Annotated in this window: 13 protein-coding genes; 10 read left to right on the top strand and 3 right to left on the bottom strand. The window is 69.0% G+C overall.

Annotation, left to right across the window (positions count from 1 at the left end):
* The 6 genes from BS329_RS38065 (at position 1) to BS329_RS38040 (ending at position 5,833) form a co-directional block, all read left to right on the top strand.
* Complete coding sequence (locus tag BS329_RS38065; protein WP_076167988.1) at positions 1–1,017, top strand: ParA family protein; 1,017 nt, start codon at positions 1–3, stop codon at positions 1,015–1,017.
* Positions 1,014–1,439, top strand: a complete 426-nt coding sequence (locus tag BS329_RS38060; protein WP_076167986.1) for a cobyrinic acid a,c-diamide synthase — start codon at positions 1,014–1,016, stop codon at positions 1,437–1,439. Before BS329_RS38065 ends, BS329_RS38060 begins: the two co-directional genes overlap by 4 nt.
* Entirely contained in the window at positions 1,439–2,374 is a 936-nt protein-coding gene (locus BS329_RS38055; RefSeq protein WP_076167985.1) for a segregation and condensation protein A, read from the top strand. The genes BS329_RS38060 and BS329_RS38055 overlap by 1 nt, the downstream gene beginning before the upstream one ends.
* Entirely contained in the window at positions 2,371–3,075 is a 705-nt protein-coding gene (gene scpB, locus BS329_RS38050) for an SMC-Scp complex subunit ScpB (RefSeq protein WP_076167983.1), read from the top strand. The genes BS329_RS38055 and scpB overlap by 4 nt, the downstream gene beginning before the upstream one ends.
* Positions 3,065–3,817 (top strand): pseudouridine synthase, encoded by a 753-nt coding sequence (locus tag BS329_RS38045; protein ID WP_037303202.1) that lies wholly within the window; start codon positions 3,065–3,067, stop codon positions 3,815–3,817. The genes scpB and BS329_RS38045 overlap by 11 nt, the downstream gene beginning before the upstream one ends.
* Positions 3,818–3,976: 159 nt before the next feature.
* The gene (locus tag BS329_RS38040) at positions 3,977–5,833 is read left to right on the top strand and encodes a Xaa-Pro dipeptidyl-peptidase (protein ID WP_076167982.1); all 1,857 of its coding nucleotides are present in this window, start codon (positions 3,977–3,979) and stop codon (positions 5,831–5,833) included.
* Between the two features lie 82 nt (positions 5,834–5,915).
* Here BS329_RS38040 and BS329_RS38035 read toward each other — a convergent pair whose 3' ends face one another.
* From BS329_RS38035 to BS329_RS38025, 3 genes are read right to left on the bottom strand one after another with little or no spacing between them, the layout of a single operon-like run.
* Positions 5,916–7,112 (bottom strand): cation:proton antiporter, encoded by a 1,197-nt coding sequence (locus tag BS329_RS38035; protein WP_076167980.1) that lies wholly within the window; start codon positions 7,110–7,112, stop codon positions 5,916–5,918.
* A 6-nt stretch (positions 7,113–7,118) separates the two neighbouring features.
* A complete protein-coding gene (locus BS329_RS38030; protein ID WP_076167978.1) occupies positions 7,119–7,601 on the bottom strand; it encodes a cation:proton antiporter regulatory subunit in 483 nt (160 codons plus the stop codon).
* Between the two features lie 15 nt (positions 7,602–7,616).
* Positions 7,617–8,009, bottom strand: a complete 393-nt coding sequence (locus BS329_RS38025) for a DUF4267 domain-containing protein (RefSeq protein ID WP_076167977.1) — start codon at positions 8,007–8,009, stop codon at positions 7,617–7,619.
* Between the two features lie 211 nt (positions 8,010–8,220).
* On the opposite strand from BS329_RS38025, the gene cmk reads away from it, so the two are divergent.
* The 4 genes from cmk to BS329_RS38005 all read left to right on the top strand — a co-directional run bounded on the left by cmk (position 8,221) and on the right by BS329_RS38005 (position 15,218).
* On the top strand, positions 8,221–8,925 hold the full coding sequence (gene cmk, locus BS329_RS38020) for a (d)CMP kinase (protein WP_076168018.1): 705 nt from the start codon (positions 8,221–8,223) through the stop codon (positions 8,923–8,925).
* Positions 8,922–9,596 carry a lysophospholipid acyltransferase family protein gene (locus BS329_RS38015; protein ID WP_076167975.1) on the top strand — a complete coding sequence of 225 codons (675 nt, stop codon included), beginning with the start codon at positions 8,922–8,924 and terminating at the stop codon, positions 9,594–9,596. The genes cmk and BS329_RS38015 overlap by 4 nt, the downstream gene beginning before the upstream one ends.
* 3 nt (positions 9,597–9,599) lie before the next feature.
* Entirely contained in the window at positions 9,600–11,069 is a 1,470-nt protein-coding gene (der, locus tag BS329_RS38010) for a ribosome biogenesis GTPase Der (protein ID WP_076167974.1), read from the top strand.
* Positions 11,070–11,315: 246 nt separating this feature from the next.
* Entirely contained in the window at positions 11,316–15,218 is a 3,903-nt protein-coding gene (locus BS329_RS38005; RefSeq protein ID WP_076167972.1) for a Pls/PosA family non-ribosomal peptide synthetase, read from the top strand.
* Positions 15,219–15,272 lie beyond the last annotated feature (54 nt).

Below are 15,272 nucleotides of genomic sequence, written 5' to 3'. Positions count from 1 at the left end.
ATGTCGACACCGAACGAGCCGGCGAAGCCGTCCGCGTCCGCCGGTTCGGCCGCGGCGAGCCTCAGCCAGGTGACCATCGCAACCCCCGCCGAACACGACGGCGACGAACCGGCGGAGGACACGATCTCTTCCCGCGGCCGCAAGGCCAAGCGCGCCAAAGAAACCAAACAGCAGGAACGCGAGAACGACGGCATCGGGCCGACCGGCCGTCCGTACCGCGAGATCCCCGAACCGCCGCCGCTGGAGCGGCACGGCCCCGCACTGGTGATGGCCATGTGCAACCAGAAGGGCGGCGTCGGCAAGACCACCTCGACCATCAACCTCGGTGCGGCGCTCGCCGAATGCGGCCGCCGGGTACTGCTGGTCGACTTCGATCCACAGGGCGCGCTGTCGGTGGGCCTCGGCATCCAGCCGCACGAGCTGGACCAGACGGTCTACAACGTCATCATGGAGCGCTCGGTCAGCATCGCCGACGTCATCCGGAAGACCCGGGTGGACGGCGTCGACCTGCTGCCGAGCAACATCGACCTGTCCGCGGCCGAGGTCCAGTTGGTCGCAGAGGTAGGGCGCGAACACACTTTGTTACGGGTCCTTCGTCCGGTCATGAACGACTACGACTATGTTCTTGTCGACTGCCAGCCCTCGCTAGGCCTGCTGACGGTGAACGCACTGACCGCCGCGGACGGTGTGATCATCCCGCTGGAGTGCGAGTTCTTCAGTCTGCGAGGCGTAGCGCTCCTGATCGACACCATCGAGAAGGTGCAGGAACGCCTCAACCCCAAACTGGACATCACCGGGATTCTCGCCACCATGTACGACCCGAGAACCCTGCACTCGAAGGAGGTCATGGCGAGAGTGGTGGAGGCATTCGGCGACATCGTGTTCGACACGGTGATCAACCGCACCGTGCGGTTCCCCGAGACGACTGTCGCGGGCGAGCCGATCACGACCTGGGCCCCCAAATCAGCCGGCGCGGCGGCCTACCGCGCGCTGGCCCGCGAGGTGATCGCCCGGTGAGCAGGCGAGCTTCCCTGCCCGGAGCATCCGAACTGTTCAGGATCACCTCCAGCCCGGCTCTGGATCTCCCGCCCGCACCCGAACAGCCCGCCCCCTCGACGGGGAACGGCGACGGGCACGACACGGAGAACGGGGCGGGACAGGCGCACAAGGAACAGCTGACCCGTGCGGCGCGCAGTGGTTCCGGGCGGACCAAGCACGACGCGAAGATCACCGTCTACGTCTCCGGCGACGAACTGCTGGCGATGGAGCAGGCCAGGCTGAACCTCCGGGCGAAGCACGGGCTCGTGCTCGACCGCGGCAGGCTGGTCCGCGAGGCGGTGGCCGTCCTCCTCGCCGATTTCGACGCGGGCGGCGAGGAGTCGGTACTCGTCCAGCGATTGCGGGCGGGCACCGAGGACGGGAAAGAGACCGAGAACTGATGGACGACCCGGCCGAGGCTGCTCCCAGCGGCCCAGAGCCGGTCGAGCGGACAGAAGCAGACGAGACCCCCGCCGTGCACGAGACCGTGCACGGCGGGATGGTCCCCGAAGGACTGGCCAACGAAGAGCTGAGCACGTCCAAGTTCAAGGTGAACCTGGCGAACTTTCAGGGCCCCTTCGACCTGTTGCTCCAGCTGATCTCGCAGCACCAGCTCGACGTCACCGAAGTCGCGTTGCACCGGGTCACGGACGATTTCATCGCCTACACCCGCGCGCTCGGCACGGAATGGAACCTCGACGAGACGACCGAGTTCCTGGTCATCGCGGCCACCCTGCTCGACCTCAAGGCCGCGCGACTGCTGCCCGCCGCCGAGGTGGAGAGCGAAGACGACCTCGCCCTGCTCGAAGCACGAGACCTGCTGTTCGCGCGCGTGTTGCAGTACCGGGCGTACAAGCAGGTCGCGGCGCTGTTCGGTGAGCTGGAGGCCGGCGCGCTGCGGCGGTATCCACGATCGGTCGCGCTCGAAGACCGGTTCATGGGTCTGCTGCCCGAGGTGATGCTCGGCGTCGACACGGCGAAGTTCGCCGAGATCGCTGTCGCGGTCTTCAAACCGAAGCCGCCGCCGACGGTGTCGATCGCGCACATCCACATGGGCCGGGTCTCGGTGCGAGAACACGCCGCGCAGCTACGGCTCAAGCTCGCGGAACTGGGCGAAGCGACCTTCAGCGAGCTGGTCGAGGATTGCGAGCACACCGTCGAGATCGTGGCGCGGTTCCTCGCGCTGCTGGAGCTGTACCGCGAGGCGACGGTCCAGTTCGAGCAGTTGGAGGCACTCGCCGAACTGCACGTCCGCTGGACCGGCGGGTCCGTGGCGGAGGCGTCGGTGGTGGCCGAACACGACCTGGCCGTCGTCGAGGACGAGGAGTACGGGTGAGCCCCGAGAACACCGAAGAGACCGAGAAGACCGAAGTGAGCGCGGCCGAGCACGAGACTGTCGCCGAGCCGGACACCGCTGAGCCGGAAACCGTGGCCGAGCCGGAGCCGCCTGCCGACGCGGGGCTCGTAGCGGCAGGTGACGGGGATTATCCCGACGTCACCTCCGACGAGACGCTCGAAGCCGCCCTTGAGGCGCTGTTGCTGGTCGTGGACTCGCCGATCAACGAGGAATCGCTCGCGGACACCGTCGGGCAGCCGGAGTCGCGGGTGACCGTCGCGCTGCGCACGATGGCGCAGAAGTTCACCGACCGGGCCAGCGGAATCGACCTGCGCCGAGTGGGCGAAGGGTGGCGGTTCTACACTAGGGACGTCTATGCCCCGTTCGTGGAGAAGCTTCTGCTCGACGGCCAGCGTTCCAAGCTGACGCGAGCCGCACTGGAGAGCCTCGCCGTGATCGCCTACCGGCAGCCGGTGACCAGGGCCAGGGTCGCCGCCGTCCGAGGCGTGAACGTGGACGGGGTGATCAGGACGCTGCTGGCACGCGGCCTGATCGAGGAGATGGGGACCGACCCCGAAACCACTGGCACGCTGTACGTGACGACCGAGCTGTTCCTGGAGCGACTGGGACTGTCGTCCCTGGCCGACCTTCCCCCGATCGCTCCCTTGCTACCCGAAGTGGACACCATCGATGACATCTGACCCGCATCCCGACGGCATTCGGCTGCAAAAGGTCCTTTCGCAGGCAGGCGTCGCCTCGCGGCGCGCGGCCGAGGACCTGATCGTGCGCGGTCGCGTGAGCGTGGACGGCAAGGTGGTCACCGAACTCGGCCGCCGGGTCGATCCGGACAACTCCGTGATCCACGTCGACGGCACTCGCGTCCAGGTCCGCGAGGACCTCGTCTACCTCGTGCTGAACAAGCCCAAGGGCGTGCACAGCACGATGAGCGACGATCGCGGCCGCCCGTGCGTCGGCGACTACCTGCGCGGCCGGTACGAGGAGACGCCCGGCATCGTGCACGTCGGCAGGCTCGACGAGAACACCGAAGGTCTCCTGCTGCTCACCAACGACGGAGACCTCGGCCACCGGCTGATGCACCCGTCGTTCCAGGTGCTGAAGACCTACTTCGCCGAGGTCGAGGGCATCGTCCCCCGCGGGCTCGGCAAGGAACTGCGGGCGGGCTTCGAGCTGCCGGACGGCATCGTCAAGGTCGACCAGTTCCGGGTCAAGGACATGCTGGCCGGGCGGACCCAGATCGAACTGGTCATCCACGAGGGCCGCAAGCACATCGTGCGGCGGTTGATGGCGGCCACCGGGCACCCGGTGCGCAAACTGGTCCGAACCGCGCTCGGCGACGTCCAGCTCGGTGCCCAGCGGTCGGGCTCGATCCGGCGGCTGAACCGCGGCGAGGTCGGTTCGCTCTACCGCGCCGTCGATCTGTAAGCCCGGACCCCGCCCCGCCACCGCCCTCAACGGACAGGCCGCGCCCGACTGTAAGACTTTCCGCTCTACTGCGCGGGCGATCATCGCGTTTAGCTCTTCCTGACGGGCTTTCAGCCGACGGGGAAGGGCTCAACCGTGAAAACAGTTGCGCTGGCAGGGATGCTGGCAGTCGCCGCGGCCGTGGTCGTGGCGCCGCAGGCCGCGGCGAAACCGCGGGGCAGCGAACCGGTCTACGACTTCGCCCAGGCCGTCCGCGAGACGGCCTGGGTGGACATCGGACTCGACGGGGACGGCGACGGCCGTTCGGACCGGGTGGCCGCCGACATCATCCGCCCGAAGGAACCGGCGGCGCAGGGCAAGAAGGTCCCGGTCATCATGGACGCGAGCCCGTACTACTCGTGCTGCGGGCGGGGCAACGAGAGCGAACTGAAGACCTACGACTCGGCGGGCAGGCCGGTCGGGTTCCCGCTCTACTACGACAACTTCTTCGTGCCCCGCGGGTATGCCGTGGTCTTGGTGGATCTGGCCGGTACGAACAAATCCCGCGGTTGCACCGACGTCGGCGGGCCTTCGGACGTCAACTCGGCGCGCAAGGTCGTCGACTGGCTGAACGGCCGCGCCAACGGCTACACGACGGCGACCGGATCCGCCAGGACGAACGCGACGTGGTCGACAGGCGCCGTCGGCATGATCGGGAAGTCCTACGACGGCACGATCGCCAACGGCGTCGCCGCGACCGGCGTCGACGGGCTCAAGACGATCGTGCCGATCGGCGCGATCAGCTCCTGGTATGACTACTACCGCTCCGACGGCGCGAACCTGCGTCAGGGCAGTCCGGCGGGCTTGGCGCAGACGGTTTCCCAGCGCAACGGCGGGCAGAACTGCGGCGCGGCGAACCGAAAGCTCACTGCGGGCGCGACGGCGAACGGTGACTACAACTCGTTCTGGCTCGACCGCGACCACGTGCAGAGCGCTTCGAAGGTGAAGGCGAGCGTGCTCGCTTCGCACGGTTTGGGCGATCTCAACGTCAAGACGATCAACTTCGGGCAGTGGTGGGAAGCGCTGAAAGTCGAGCGCAAGCTGTGGCTGACGCAGGCCGGGCACGTCGATCCGTTCGACTACCGGCGCTCGGCGTGGGTCGACACCCTGCACAAGTGGTTCGACCACTATCTGCTCGGCGTGGACAACGGCATCGAGAAGACACCGGGCGCGAGTGTGGAACGCGCTCCGGACGTCTGGGTGGACCAGGCGGCTTGGCCGGCGGGGAGCGCGGTGACCCTGCGGCCCGCGGCCGGTGGGACTCCTGGCGTCGGCACGCTGGGCACGACCGCCGGGACGGGTACGGCGTCGTTCACGGACTCGTCCGGTCAGTCCTCGAACAGCTGGGCGGCGCGGCCGACGGAGACCGCGAGTGGGCGCGTGCTGTTCAGCACCGGTGCGCTCGCGAAGGACCTGCACGTCTCCGGGACGTCGACGGTGACGGTGACCGCGACGCCGTCGACGTCCACCGCGCGGCTCTCGGCGATCCTGGTGGACTACGGCCCGGCGACGATCCGGAACTACACCGGGCCGAAGGAAGGCATCAAGAACGAGCTGACCCAGTCGTGCTGGGGATCGAGCGCTTCCGGCAATGACGCCTGCTACCTGAACACGAGCACCGACGCGGTTTCGGTCGGGTTGAACATCATCAGCCGCGGTTGGGCGGATCTGGCCAACCATCGTTCGCTGAGCCAGGAATCGCCGTTGACGCCGGGGCAGCCGTACACCATGACGTTCCGGCTGGCGAGTACCGATCACGTTGTCCCGCAAGGACATCAGCTCGCGCTGATCATCGGCGGGACGGACGGCTCGTTCATCGGCGGGCCGTCGCAGTACCCGAAGATCACGGTGGACCTCGGTAAGACTTCGCTGGCTCTGCCGGTCGCCGGCGCGGGGCCGGTGGCGGTTCCGGCTCCGCTTCCGGCGGCTCCGGCCCAGATCGCTCCGGCGACCGTTTCGGGGCTCGAGCGCGGGTAGACAACGCGATTCGGCACCTGATTGCGATCCATGCGCGCACAGATCGCAATCAGGTGCCGACGAGCGTGGAGGGGGTGAGGTGTCAGCCAGACTGGGAGGCGGCGCTTCTTGAGCCGAAGGGACGCCGCTGTAGTGCCCGGGCCACCGGCTCGACGATCCGCGCGGCCGTCGGGCCGAGGATCGCCATCAGGAGCACGTACGCCGTGGCGAGGGCCGCCAGTTCGCCGGTCACCGCTCCCGCCGCCACCGCCAGTCCGGCGATGACGATCGAGAACTCGCCTCGCGCGACCAACGCGGCTCCGGCGCGAGCCCGGCCCATCTTCCCGATGCCTTGCTTGCGCGCCGCCCACCAGCCGGTGCCCACCTTCGTGAGCGTGGTCGCCACCGCCAGCACGACCGCCCAGCCCAGCACGGGCGGGATCGACGCGGGGTTGGTGTTGAGCCCGAACACGACGAAGAACACGGCCGCGAAGAGATCCCGCAGCGGTTCCAGCATATGCGTCGCGTTCTCTGCCGTGGAACCGGAGATCGCGATACCGAGCAGGAACGCGCCGACCGCGGCCGACACCTGCATCGCCGACGCGAGTCCCGCGACCAGCAGCGCCGCGCCGAGGACCTTGAGCAGGAACACCTCGCGGTCCGGGCTGTCCACCGCCGCGGAGACGTACCGGCCGAACTTCAGCGCGATCACCAGCACGACCGTGATCACCATCAGCGAGATTCCGACCGCCTTCATCCCGCCGAGGAAGCTCACGCCGCCGAGTACGGCGGTGAGGATCGGCAGGTACAGCGCCATCACCAGGTCTTCGAACACCAGGATCGACAGCACCACCGGCGTTTCGCGGTTACCGAGCCGTCCGAGGTCGCCGAGTACCTTCGCGATGATCCCGGACGACGAGATGTAGGTGACGCCCGCCAGCACGATCGCGCCGATCGGCCCCCAGCCGAGGATCAGCGCGACGATCGCGCCGGGCGCGGCGTTGAGCACGATGTCGACGAGCCCCGCCATCCACGAGCGTTTCAGCCCGGTGAACAGTTCGGCCGCGGAGTACTCCAGGCCCAGCAGCAGGAGCAGGAGGACGACGCCGATCTCGCTGGCGAGGTGGGTGAAGTCACCGATGTCGCCGAGCGGGATGAGCCCGCCCTGCCCGAAACACAGGCCACCGATCAGGTACAGCGGGATCGGGGACATCCCGATCTTCCCGGCGAGGCGCCCCAACACGCCCAGCCCGAAGAAGACCGCCCCGAGTTCGATCAAGGACAGTGCGGTGTGATCCATCCGCGATCAGCCGTACTTCAGGATCTTGACGGCGGCTTCGAGTCCTTCGGAGGTCCCGACCGCGACGAGCACGTCGCCGGCGGTGAGGTTGAAATCCGGGTTGGGGGAGGGGTGGACCTGTCCGGCCCGCATCACCGCGACCACCGAGACACTCGTCCGCGTCCGCATGGCGGTGTCACCGAGCGTCCGGCCGTCGAACGGCGACGAGGACTTGATCGGGAGCTGTTTGGTGTTGATGCCAGGAAGATCCCGGTGCTCCTCGGTGAGCTGGGCTACGAGCTGGGGCGCGCCGAGCAGGTTCGCCAGCGCGCCCGCCTCGTCGGTGCTCAGCGGAAGTGAGGCCAGGCAGGCGTCGGGATCGTCCGTTTTGGACACGATCAGCTCGACATGCCCATCGCGGTGGGTCACGACGCCTACGCGGCGACCGTTGCGAGTGGCGAAGTCCTTGCGGACGCCTATTCCGGGGAGCGGGGTCACTTCGACGTTCACACTGTCAACAGTAACTCACTGTCCGTTTTGCTTCGGCCTGATGAGGAACAACGCCGAGAGCACGAGCATCAAGGCGGACGTCGCGGCGTGGATGCCGAGCGCGGCGCCGACGGACCCGTTGTGGGTCAACACGATGAGCATGTCACCCAACGGGATGAACGCCAGCGCGAGGAGCGCCCAGCCCAGCGCGCGGACGTTCCGGAACAGGAGCAGCGCGAGCAGCACGAGTGCCGTGCCGATGTCGCGGACGCCCTTGACCGCGAGGATCGGGTCGCCTTCGGAAGGCATCACGGGCAGTCCGAAGCCGCTCGTCTGGGTCTGCGGGAAGAACACGTACCCGGTGCCGAAGTAGAGGACGAAAAGCACGAGGGCGGCGGACAGGGCATAAGCGATCTTGATTCTGGTCATGGTCTCCGACTCCGAAATCTAGCAGCGCTAGTAACTCTGCATAAGCTAGCCGAGTCTCGCTAGCTTGTCTAGCGACGCTAGAACGGAGATATCGCCACTTCGCCGTGGGTGGCTGAGGCGTGTCGTGCGCCACCAGGCAGAATGGTCATCGATCAGGTGAGCGACGACGATGAGCTAGAGGAGTGTTCCGGTGGCGGGAGCCCTGCGTGGTGTGGTCGCGATGGACGGCCCGTCCGGGACCGGGAAGTCCACGGTTTCGCGGAAGCTCGCGACGAAGCTCGGCGCCGGTTACCTCGACACGGGCGCGATGTACCGCATGGTCACCCTCGCCGTCCTGCGCGCCGGGGTCGACCTTGCCGACGCGGTCGCGATCGCCGACGTCGCCCGGAAGACCGAACTCGGCATCGGGACCAGCCCTGACGAAGCGGCCGTGACCCTGGCGGGCGAGGACGTCGCCGCCGAGATCCGCGGCGCGGACGTCACCACCGCGGTGTCGCCGGTCTCCGCCGTCCCCGCCGTCCGCGAGCTGCTGGTCGCCCGGCAGCGCGAGATCATCGACGAGGTGCTCGGCCGCGTCGGCGGCATCGTGGTCGAAGGCCGCGACATCGGCACCGTCGTCTCGCCGGACGCCCCGCTGAAGATCTTCCTCACCGCCTCGGCGGAGGTCCGTGCCGCGCGCCGCAGCGCGCAGGACTCGGCCGCCGGTCGTGAGTCCACTCATGCTGTCGCGAAGGCGGCGGTGGAACGTCGCGACCGCTTGGACTCCACGCGGGCGGCGTCACCGCTGCGCGCGGCCGAAGACGCCGTCGAGGTCGACACCTCGCAGCTCGACATCGACCAGGTGATCGTCGCGCTCGCGGAGCTGGCGCTGCACCGCGGTCTGCTCGAAGGCTGCCCCGCCGAGGCCGCGCGGTGAGCGCGAAAGGACTTCCCGAGGGCGCGAGCGACCCGTTTCACACCTTCGGCCGGGGGATCTCCAGGTTCATCGTCCGGCCTGTGTTCCGGGTCCGGGTCCACGGTGCCGAGCGGGTACCGGCGTCCGGTCCGGTGGTGTTCATGGCCAACCACAGCTCGATGACGGAACCGGCGCTGCTGTTCGGAATGTTCTCGCGGCGCACCGCGTTCCTGGTCAAGGCGGAACTGTTCAAGGGTTTCGTCGGCTGGTTCTTTCCGAAACTGGGCCAGATCCCGGTGAAGCGGGGTGCGGTGGACCGCAAACCGCTGATGATGGCGGTCAAGGTGCTCGAGGACGGCGGTGCGGTCGGGATCTTCCCCGAAGGCACCCGCGGCCTCGGTGACGCCGAAAACTTCGAGCGCGGCGCGGCCTTCCTGGTCCGCGCCGGGAACGCGACCGTGGTTCCGGTCGCCACTCGGGGGACGTACAAACCCGCCGGTGCCAAGAGGCGCTGGCGGCCCCGCGTCGACATCATGGTCGGCGAACCTTTCACTCCCGCGATCGGGAAGGGAAGGACAGGGCTGGAGGAGGGAACCGAGCGGCTTCGCATCGCGCTCGCGGACCTCGTGAAGGCACTGGACGAATGGCGCTTGGAGCACGGGCTCCAAGACACGCGACAGAATGTGAAGTAACGAATGTCTGAGCTTGACGGAGTCGGCGAGATCGACGGCTCCTGGTCCGACGAGTCCGAATTCACCGCGCTCGACGCGCAGATCGCCGCAGGCGAGGCCGAGGAGGAGGCGCAACTCGCGCAGCCGGTCCTCGCCGTGGTCGGCAGGCCGAACGTCGGCAAGTCGACCCTGGTCAACCGCATCCTCGGCCGCCGTGAGGCGGTCGTGCAGGACGTCCCCGGCGTGACCAGGGACCGCGTCGCCTACGACGCCTTCTGGGCGGGCCGCAGGTTCACCCTTGTCGACACGGGCGGCTGGGAGCCGGACGCGACGGGGCTGCAGGCCTCCGTCGCCGCGCAGGCCGAGATCGCGATGGCCACCGCCGACGCGGTGCTGCTGGTCATCGACGCCAGTGTCGGCGCGACCGCGACAGACGAGGCCGCCTCGAAGGTGCTGCGCCGCTCGAAGAAGCCGGTGCTGCTCGTCGCCAACAAGGTCGACGACGACCGCCTGCTCGCCGACACCGCATCGCTGTGGTCACTCGGCCTCGGCGAACCACATCCGGTCAGCGCGTTGCACGGCCGTAGTTCGGGTGACCTGCTCGACGCCATCGTCAAGGCGCTGCCGACGATGCCGCGTGACGGCGACCGCGCCACCGCCGGCCCGCGCCGGGTCGCCCTGGTCGGCAAGCCGAACGTGGGCAAGTCCAGCCTGCTGAACAAGATCTCCGGCGAAGAGCGGTCCGTGGTGGACTCGGTGGCCGGTACCACGGTCGACCCGGTCGACTCGCTGGTCGAGCTGGACGGCGACATCTGGCGGTTCGTCGACACCGCGGGGCTGCGCAAGCGCGTCAACTCGGCCAATGGCGCGGAGTACTACGCGTCGTTGCGGACCAAGACCGCGATCGACGCGGCCGAGGTCGCGATCGTGCTGCTGGACGCCGCCGAACCGCTTTCGGAGCAGGACCTGCGGGTGCTGACCATGGTCGTCGAGGCGGGCCGCGCCTGCGTCCTCGCCTTCAACAAGTGGGATCTGGTCGACGAGGACCGCCGCCACGCCATGGTGCGGGAACTGGACCGCGGCCTGGTCCGGGTGCCGTGGGCGGACAAGGTCAACATCTCGGCGCTCACCGGGCGTTCCGTGCGCAAACTCGCGCCCGCCCTGCGGACCGCGCTCAAGTCCTGGGACCAGCGGGTTCCCACTGGTCAGCTGAACGGCTGGCTCGCCGACCTCATCGCCGCGACCCCGCCGCCGGTGCGGGGCGGCAAGCAGCCGAAGGTGCTCTTCGCGACCCAGGCGGGCATTCGGCCGCCGACCCTGGTCCTGTTCACCACCGGCTTCCTCGAGGCGGGCTACCGGCGATTCATCGAACGCAAGTTCCGTGAGCGTTTCGGCTTCGAAGGCAGCCCCGTCCGGGTGAATGTCCGGGTGCGGGAAAAGAAGCAAAGGCCGAAGGTCGGCGGAAAAGCGGCGGGTAAACCGAAGACTCGTTGATTTCCCACGATGTAGGTGAATAGTTCACTGGGTGGACACGCCGATGACCTCGGGTTTCGGCGTGTCCGCCGGTGAGGTTCGACACTCTGTCGAGATCCTGCCGAGATATGTCGTTCACCTGCGCTAAAGTGGTCAGTCTGTTAGCGGGCGCCTCATTCGGAGAGCGAGCCCGAATGACGCACTTCGCGAAAGGTGTGTGATGGGCTTGAGCGCCCATGGTTCCTTCTTGCCCGTGGTGACCACCTGATGACGCTGACCGCCGATTCCCGGCCGATCGCCTGTGTCGCCGACGTCACCGTCGCTCCGTCGCCCGCCCCCATCGCCGACCGCGCCCTCTTCTGGTCCGGTCTCGGTGCCGGCGAGCGCACCCTGATCGACATCCTCGCCGAGACCGCCGCCCGCCACCCCAACGCGGGTGCGATCGACGATGGCGAGACCACGCTGCCCTACCGCAAGCTCGTCGAGGAGATCGACGCCTACGGCCGCGAGCTGACCGCCAACGGCGTCGGCGTCGGTGACCGCGTCGGCATCCGGATCTCTTCAGGTACCGCCGAGCTGTACATCGCCATCCTCGCCGTCCTGTCCATCGGCGCCGCCTACGTGCCGGTCGACGCCGACGACCCGGACGAGCGCGCCGACCTGGTCTTCGGTGAGGCGGACGTCGCCGCCGTGGTCTCCGATGGCGGTGTGATCACCGTCCTCGGCACGCCCAGCGGCGTCGAGGGCTCGCCCGCGCCGACCGACGACGCGTGGATCATCTTCACGTCGGGCTCGACCGGTAAGCCGAAGGGCGTCGCCGTTTCACACGCGTCCGCCGCGGCGTTCGTCGACGCCGAAGCGCGGCTCTTCCTCACCGAGGAGCCGATCGGCCCCGGCGACCGTGTCCTCGCGGGCCTGTCCGTCGCCTTCGACGCGTCCTGTGAAGAGATGTGGCTCGCCTGGCGTCACGGCGCCTGCCTGGTCCCGGCGCCGCGTTCGCTGGTGCGGACCGGTGTCGACCTCGGCCCGTGGCTGGTCGCGCAGGGCATCACCGTCGTCTCGACCGTGCCGACGCTGGCCGCGCTGTGGCCCGCCGACGCACTCGAAGACGTCCGCCTGCTGATCTTCGGCGGCGAAGCGTGCCCGCCCGAACTGGCCGAGCGCGTCGCCGTCGAGGGCCGCGAAGTCTGGAACACCTACGGCCCGACCGAGGCCACCGTCGTCGCCTGCGCCGCGCAGATGACCGGAGAAGGACCCGTCCGGATCGGCCTGCCGCTGGCGGGCTGGCAGCTCGCCGTCGTCAACGAGGCGGGTGAGCCGGTCGCGATGGGGGAGACCGGCGAGCTGGTCATCGGCGGTGTCGGCCTGGCCCGCTACCTCGACCCGGAGAAGGACGCCGAGAAGTTCGCGCCGCTGCCGTCGCTGGGCTGGCGCCGTGCCTACCGCAGCGGTGACATGGTCCGCGCCGAAGCCGAAGGGTTGCTGTTCCTCGGACGCCTCGACGAGCAGGTCAAGCTCGGCGGCCGCCGCATCGAACTCGGCGAGGTCGACGCCGCGCTCCAGGCACTGCCCGGAGTGCAGGGCGCCGCCGCCGCGATCCGCCGCACCAAGGCGGGCAACCAGGTGCTCGTCGGGTACGTCGTGCCCGCCGAAGGGACGAAGTTCGATCACGACGAGGCCGCGACCCGGCTGCGCGAGCAGCTGCCCGCGGCACTCGTCCCGCTGCTGGCGCTGGTCGATGACCTGCCGACGCGGACCTCCGGCAAGGTCGACCGCAACGCGCTGCCCTGGCCGCTGTCCACTGTGGACGCAGCCAAATCGGGTCTGTCGCCGATGGAGAGCTGGCTCGCCGAGGGCTGGGCGGAGATCCTCGGTGTCTCGGTGGACAACCCGAAGGCCGACTTCTTCACCAACGGCGGCGGCAGCCTGACCGCCGCGCAGCTGATCGCGCGGATCCGCACCCGGCATCCGCAGGTGTCGGTGAACGACATCTACGCCAACCCGAAGCTCGGCGCACTCGCCACGCTGCTGGACGCGCTGAGCGGCGAGAAGACCGAACGCCGCGACATCGCGCCGACCCCGCGCAGGGCCGGGATCGTCCAGTCGCTGCTGATGGTCCCGCTGATGGGCCTGGTCGGCCTGCGCTGGACGACGATCGCCGCCACGCTGTCGAACATCCTGTCGCTGGCCGGTTTCGCCTGGGCGCCGACGCTGAACTGGGCGTGGATCGCCGTCGCCTGGGTCGCGGTGTTCAGCCCCGCCGGCCGGATCGCGATCTCGGCGACCGGCGCGCGGTTGCTGCTGCGCGGAGTCCGTCCCGGCAGCTACCCGCGGGGCGGGAGTGTCCACTTGCGACTGTGGACGGCCGAGAAACTCGCCGAGTTCAGTGGCGCGGACAGCGTCGCGGGCGCTTCCTGGATGACGACGTACGCCAAGGCTCTCGGCGCGCGGATCGCCAAGGAGGTCGACCTGCACTCGCCGCCGCCGGTCACCGGCATGCTGAAGCTCGGCCGCGGTGCCGCCATCGAGCCCGAGGTCGACCTGACCGGGCACTGGGTGGACGGCGACCTCGTGCACATCGGCAAGATCCGGATCGGCGCCGACGCGCGGATCGGCGCGCGCAGCTCGCTGTTCCCCGGCGCGCGGATCGGCAAGGGCGCGGAGATCGCGGCCGGGTCGACCGTTCGCGGCAACGTGCCCGCCGGACAGCGCTGGGCCGGTGCGCCGGCGGCGCGTGCCACCAAGGATTCGCTGAAGTGGCCGTCGAGCCGCCCGCCGCGTTCGCGGTTCTGGTCTTCGGTCTACGGCGCGACCTCGGTCGCTCTCGGTCTTCTTCCCGCTGTCGCCGCCCTTCCGGCGGTCGCGGTGCTCGGCTACGCGATCACGGGGACGGCTTCGCTGGGCGCCGCGCTCGGCCAGGCGCTGCTGTTCACGCCGCTCGCGACCATCGCGTACTTCCTGACCTACGCCCTGCTCGTGCTCGTCGGCGTCCGCTCGCTGAGCATCGGCATGGTCGAGGGTTACCATCCCGTGCACGGCCGCGTCGCGTGGCAGGTGTGGGCGACCGAACGGCTGATGGGCATGGCGCGTGAGGGGCTGTTCCCCTTGTACGCCAGCCTGTTCACCCCGGTGTGGCTCCGGATGCTCGGGGCGAAGGTCGGCCGTAACGTCGAGGCGTCCACCGTCCTCGCGCTGCCGAAGATGACCCAGGTCGACAGTGGCGCGTTCCTGGCGGACGACACCATGGTCGCCACCTACGAACTCGGCCATGGCTGGCTGCACGTCGCGCCCGCCAGGATCGGCAAGCAGGCGTTCCTCGGCAACTCGGGGATGGCCGCGCCCGGTCGTTCGGTGCCCAAACGCGGTCTGGTCGGCGTGCTGTCGTCGGCTCCGCTGAAGGCGAAGAAGGGCTCGTCGTACCTCGGGATGCCGCCGCTGCCTGTCCGGCGGTCGGTCGGCGAATCCGACACGAGCCGCACCTACACGCCGCCGCTGCGGCTGAAGGCGGCCCGCGCGCTCGTCGAACTGTGCCGCATCGTGCCGGTCATGTGCGGCGTCGCGCTGACCGTGCTGGTCGCCGCCGGGATCTTCGCGCTCGCTTCGTCATACGGCTTCCTGGTCGCGGTGCTGCTCGGCGGTCCGCTGCTGCTCGCCGCCGGTGCCGTCGCCGCGCTGACCGCCACCGCGATGAAGTGGCTGCTGGTCGGCCGGTTCCGGGCGGTCGACCATCCGCTGTGGAGTTCGTTCGTCTGGCGCAACGAACTCGCCGACACCTTCGTCGAGGCACTCGCCGTGCCGTGGCTGATCGGGTCGCTCGGCGGCACGCCGCTGCTACCCGCGTGGCTGCGCACCATGGGCGTCAAGATCGGCCGCGGCGTGTGGCTGGAGACATACTGGTTGCCCGAGTCGGACCTCGTGAGCCTGGGCGACGGCGCGACGATCAACCGCGGTTGTGTCGTGCAGACGCACCTTTTCCACGACCGGATCATGACGATGTCGCCGGTGACCCTGGACGAAGGAGCGACGCTCGGGCCGCACGGTATCGTGCTGCCTGGCGCGAGCATCGGCGCGCGGACGACCGTCGGACCGGGATCACTGGTGACCCGGGGCGACGCGGTTCCCGCCGACTCACGCTGGCTGGGAAACCCCATCTCGGCTTGGACGAAGTAGGGACTGTCGGCGGAGCTGAGGTGTGTTCGGAATGGTGACCCTGCCGGGTTCATC

Origin of the sequence: Amycolatopsis coloradensis (genome assembly GCF_001953865.1) — a bacterium.
Taxonomy (GTDB): domain Bacteria; phylum Actinomycetota; class Actinomycetes; order Mycobacteriales; family Pseudonocardiaceae; genus Amycolatopsis; species Amycolatopsis coloradensis.
Note: the sequence above shows the minus strand (reverse complement) of the source record. Positions and strands in the feature narration are given on the sequence as shown.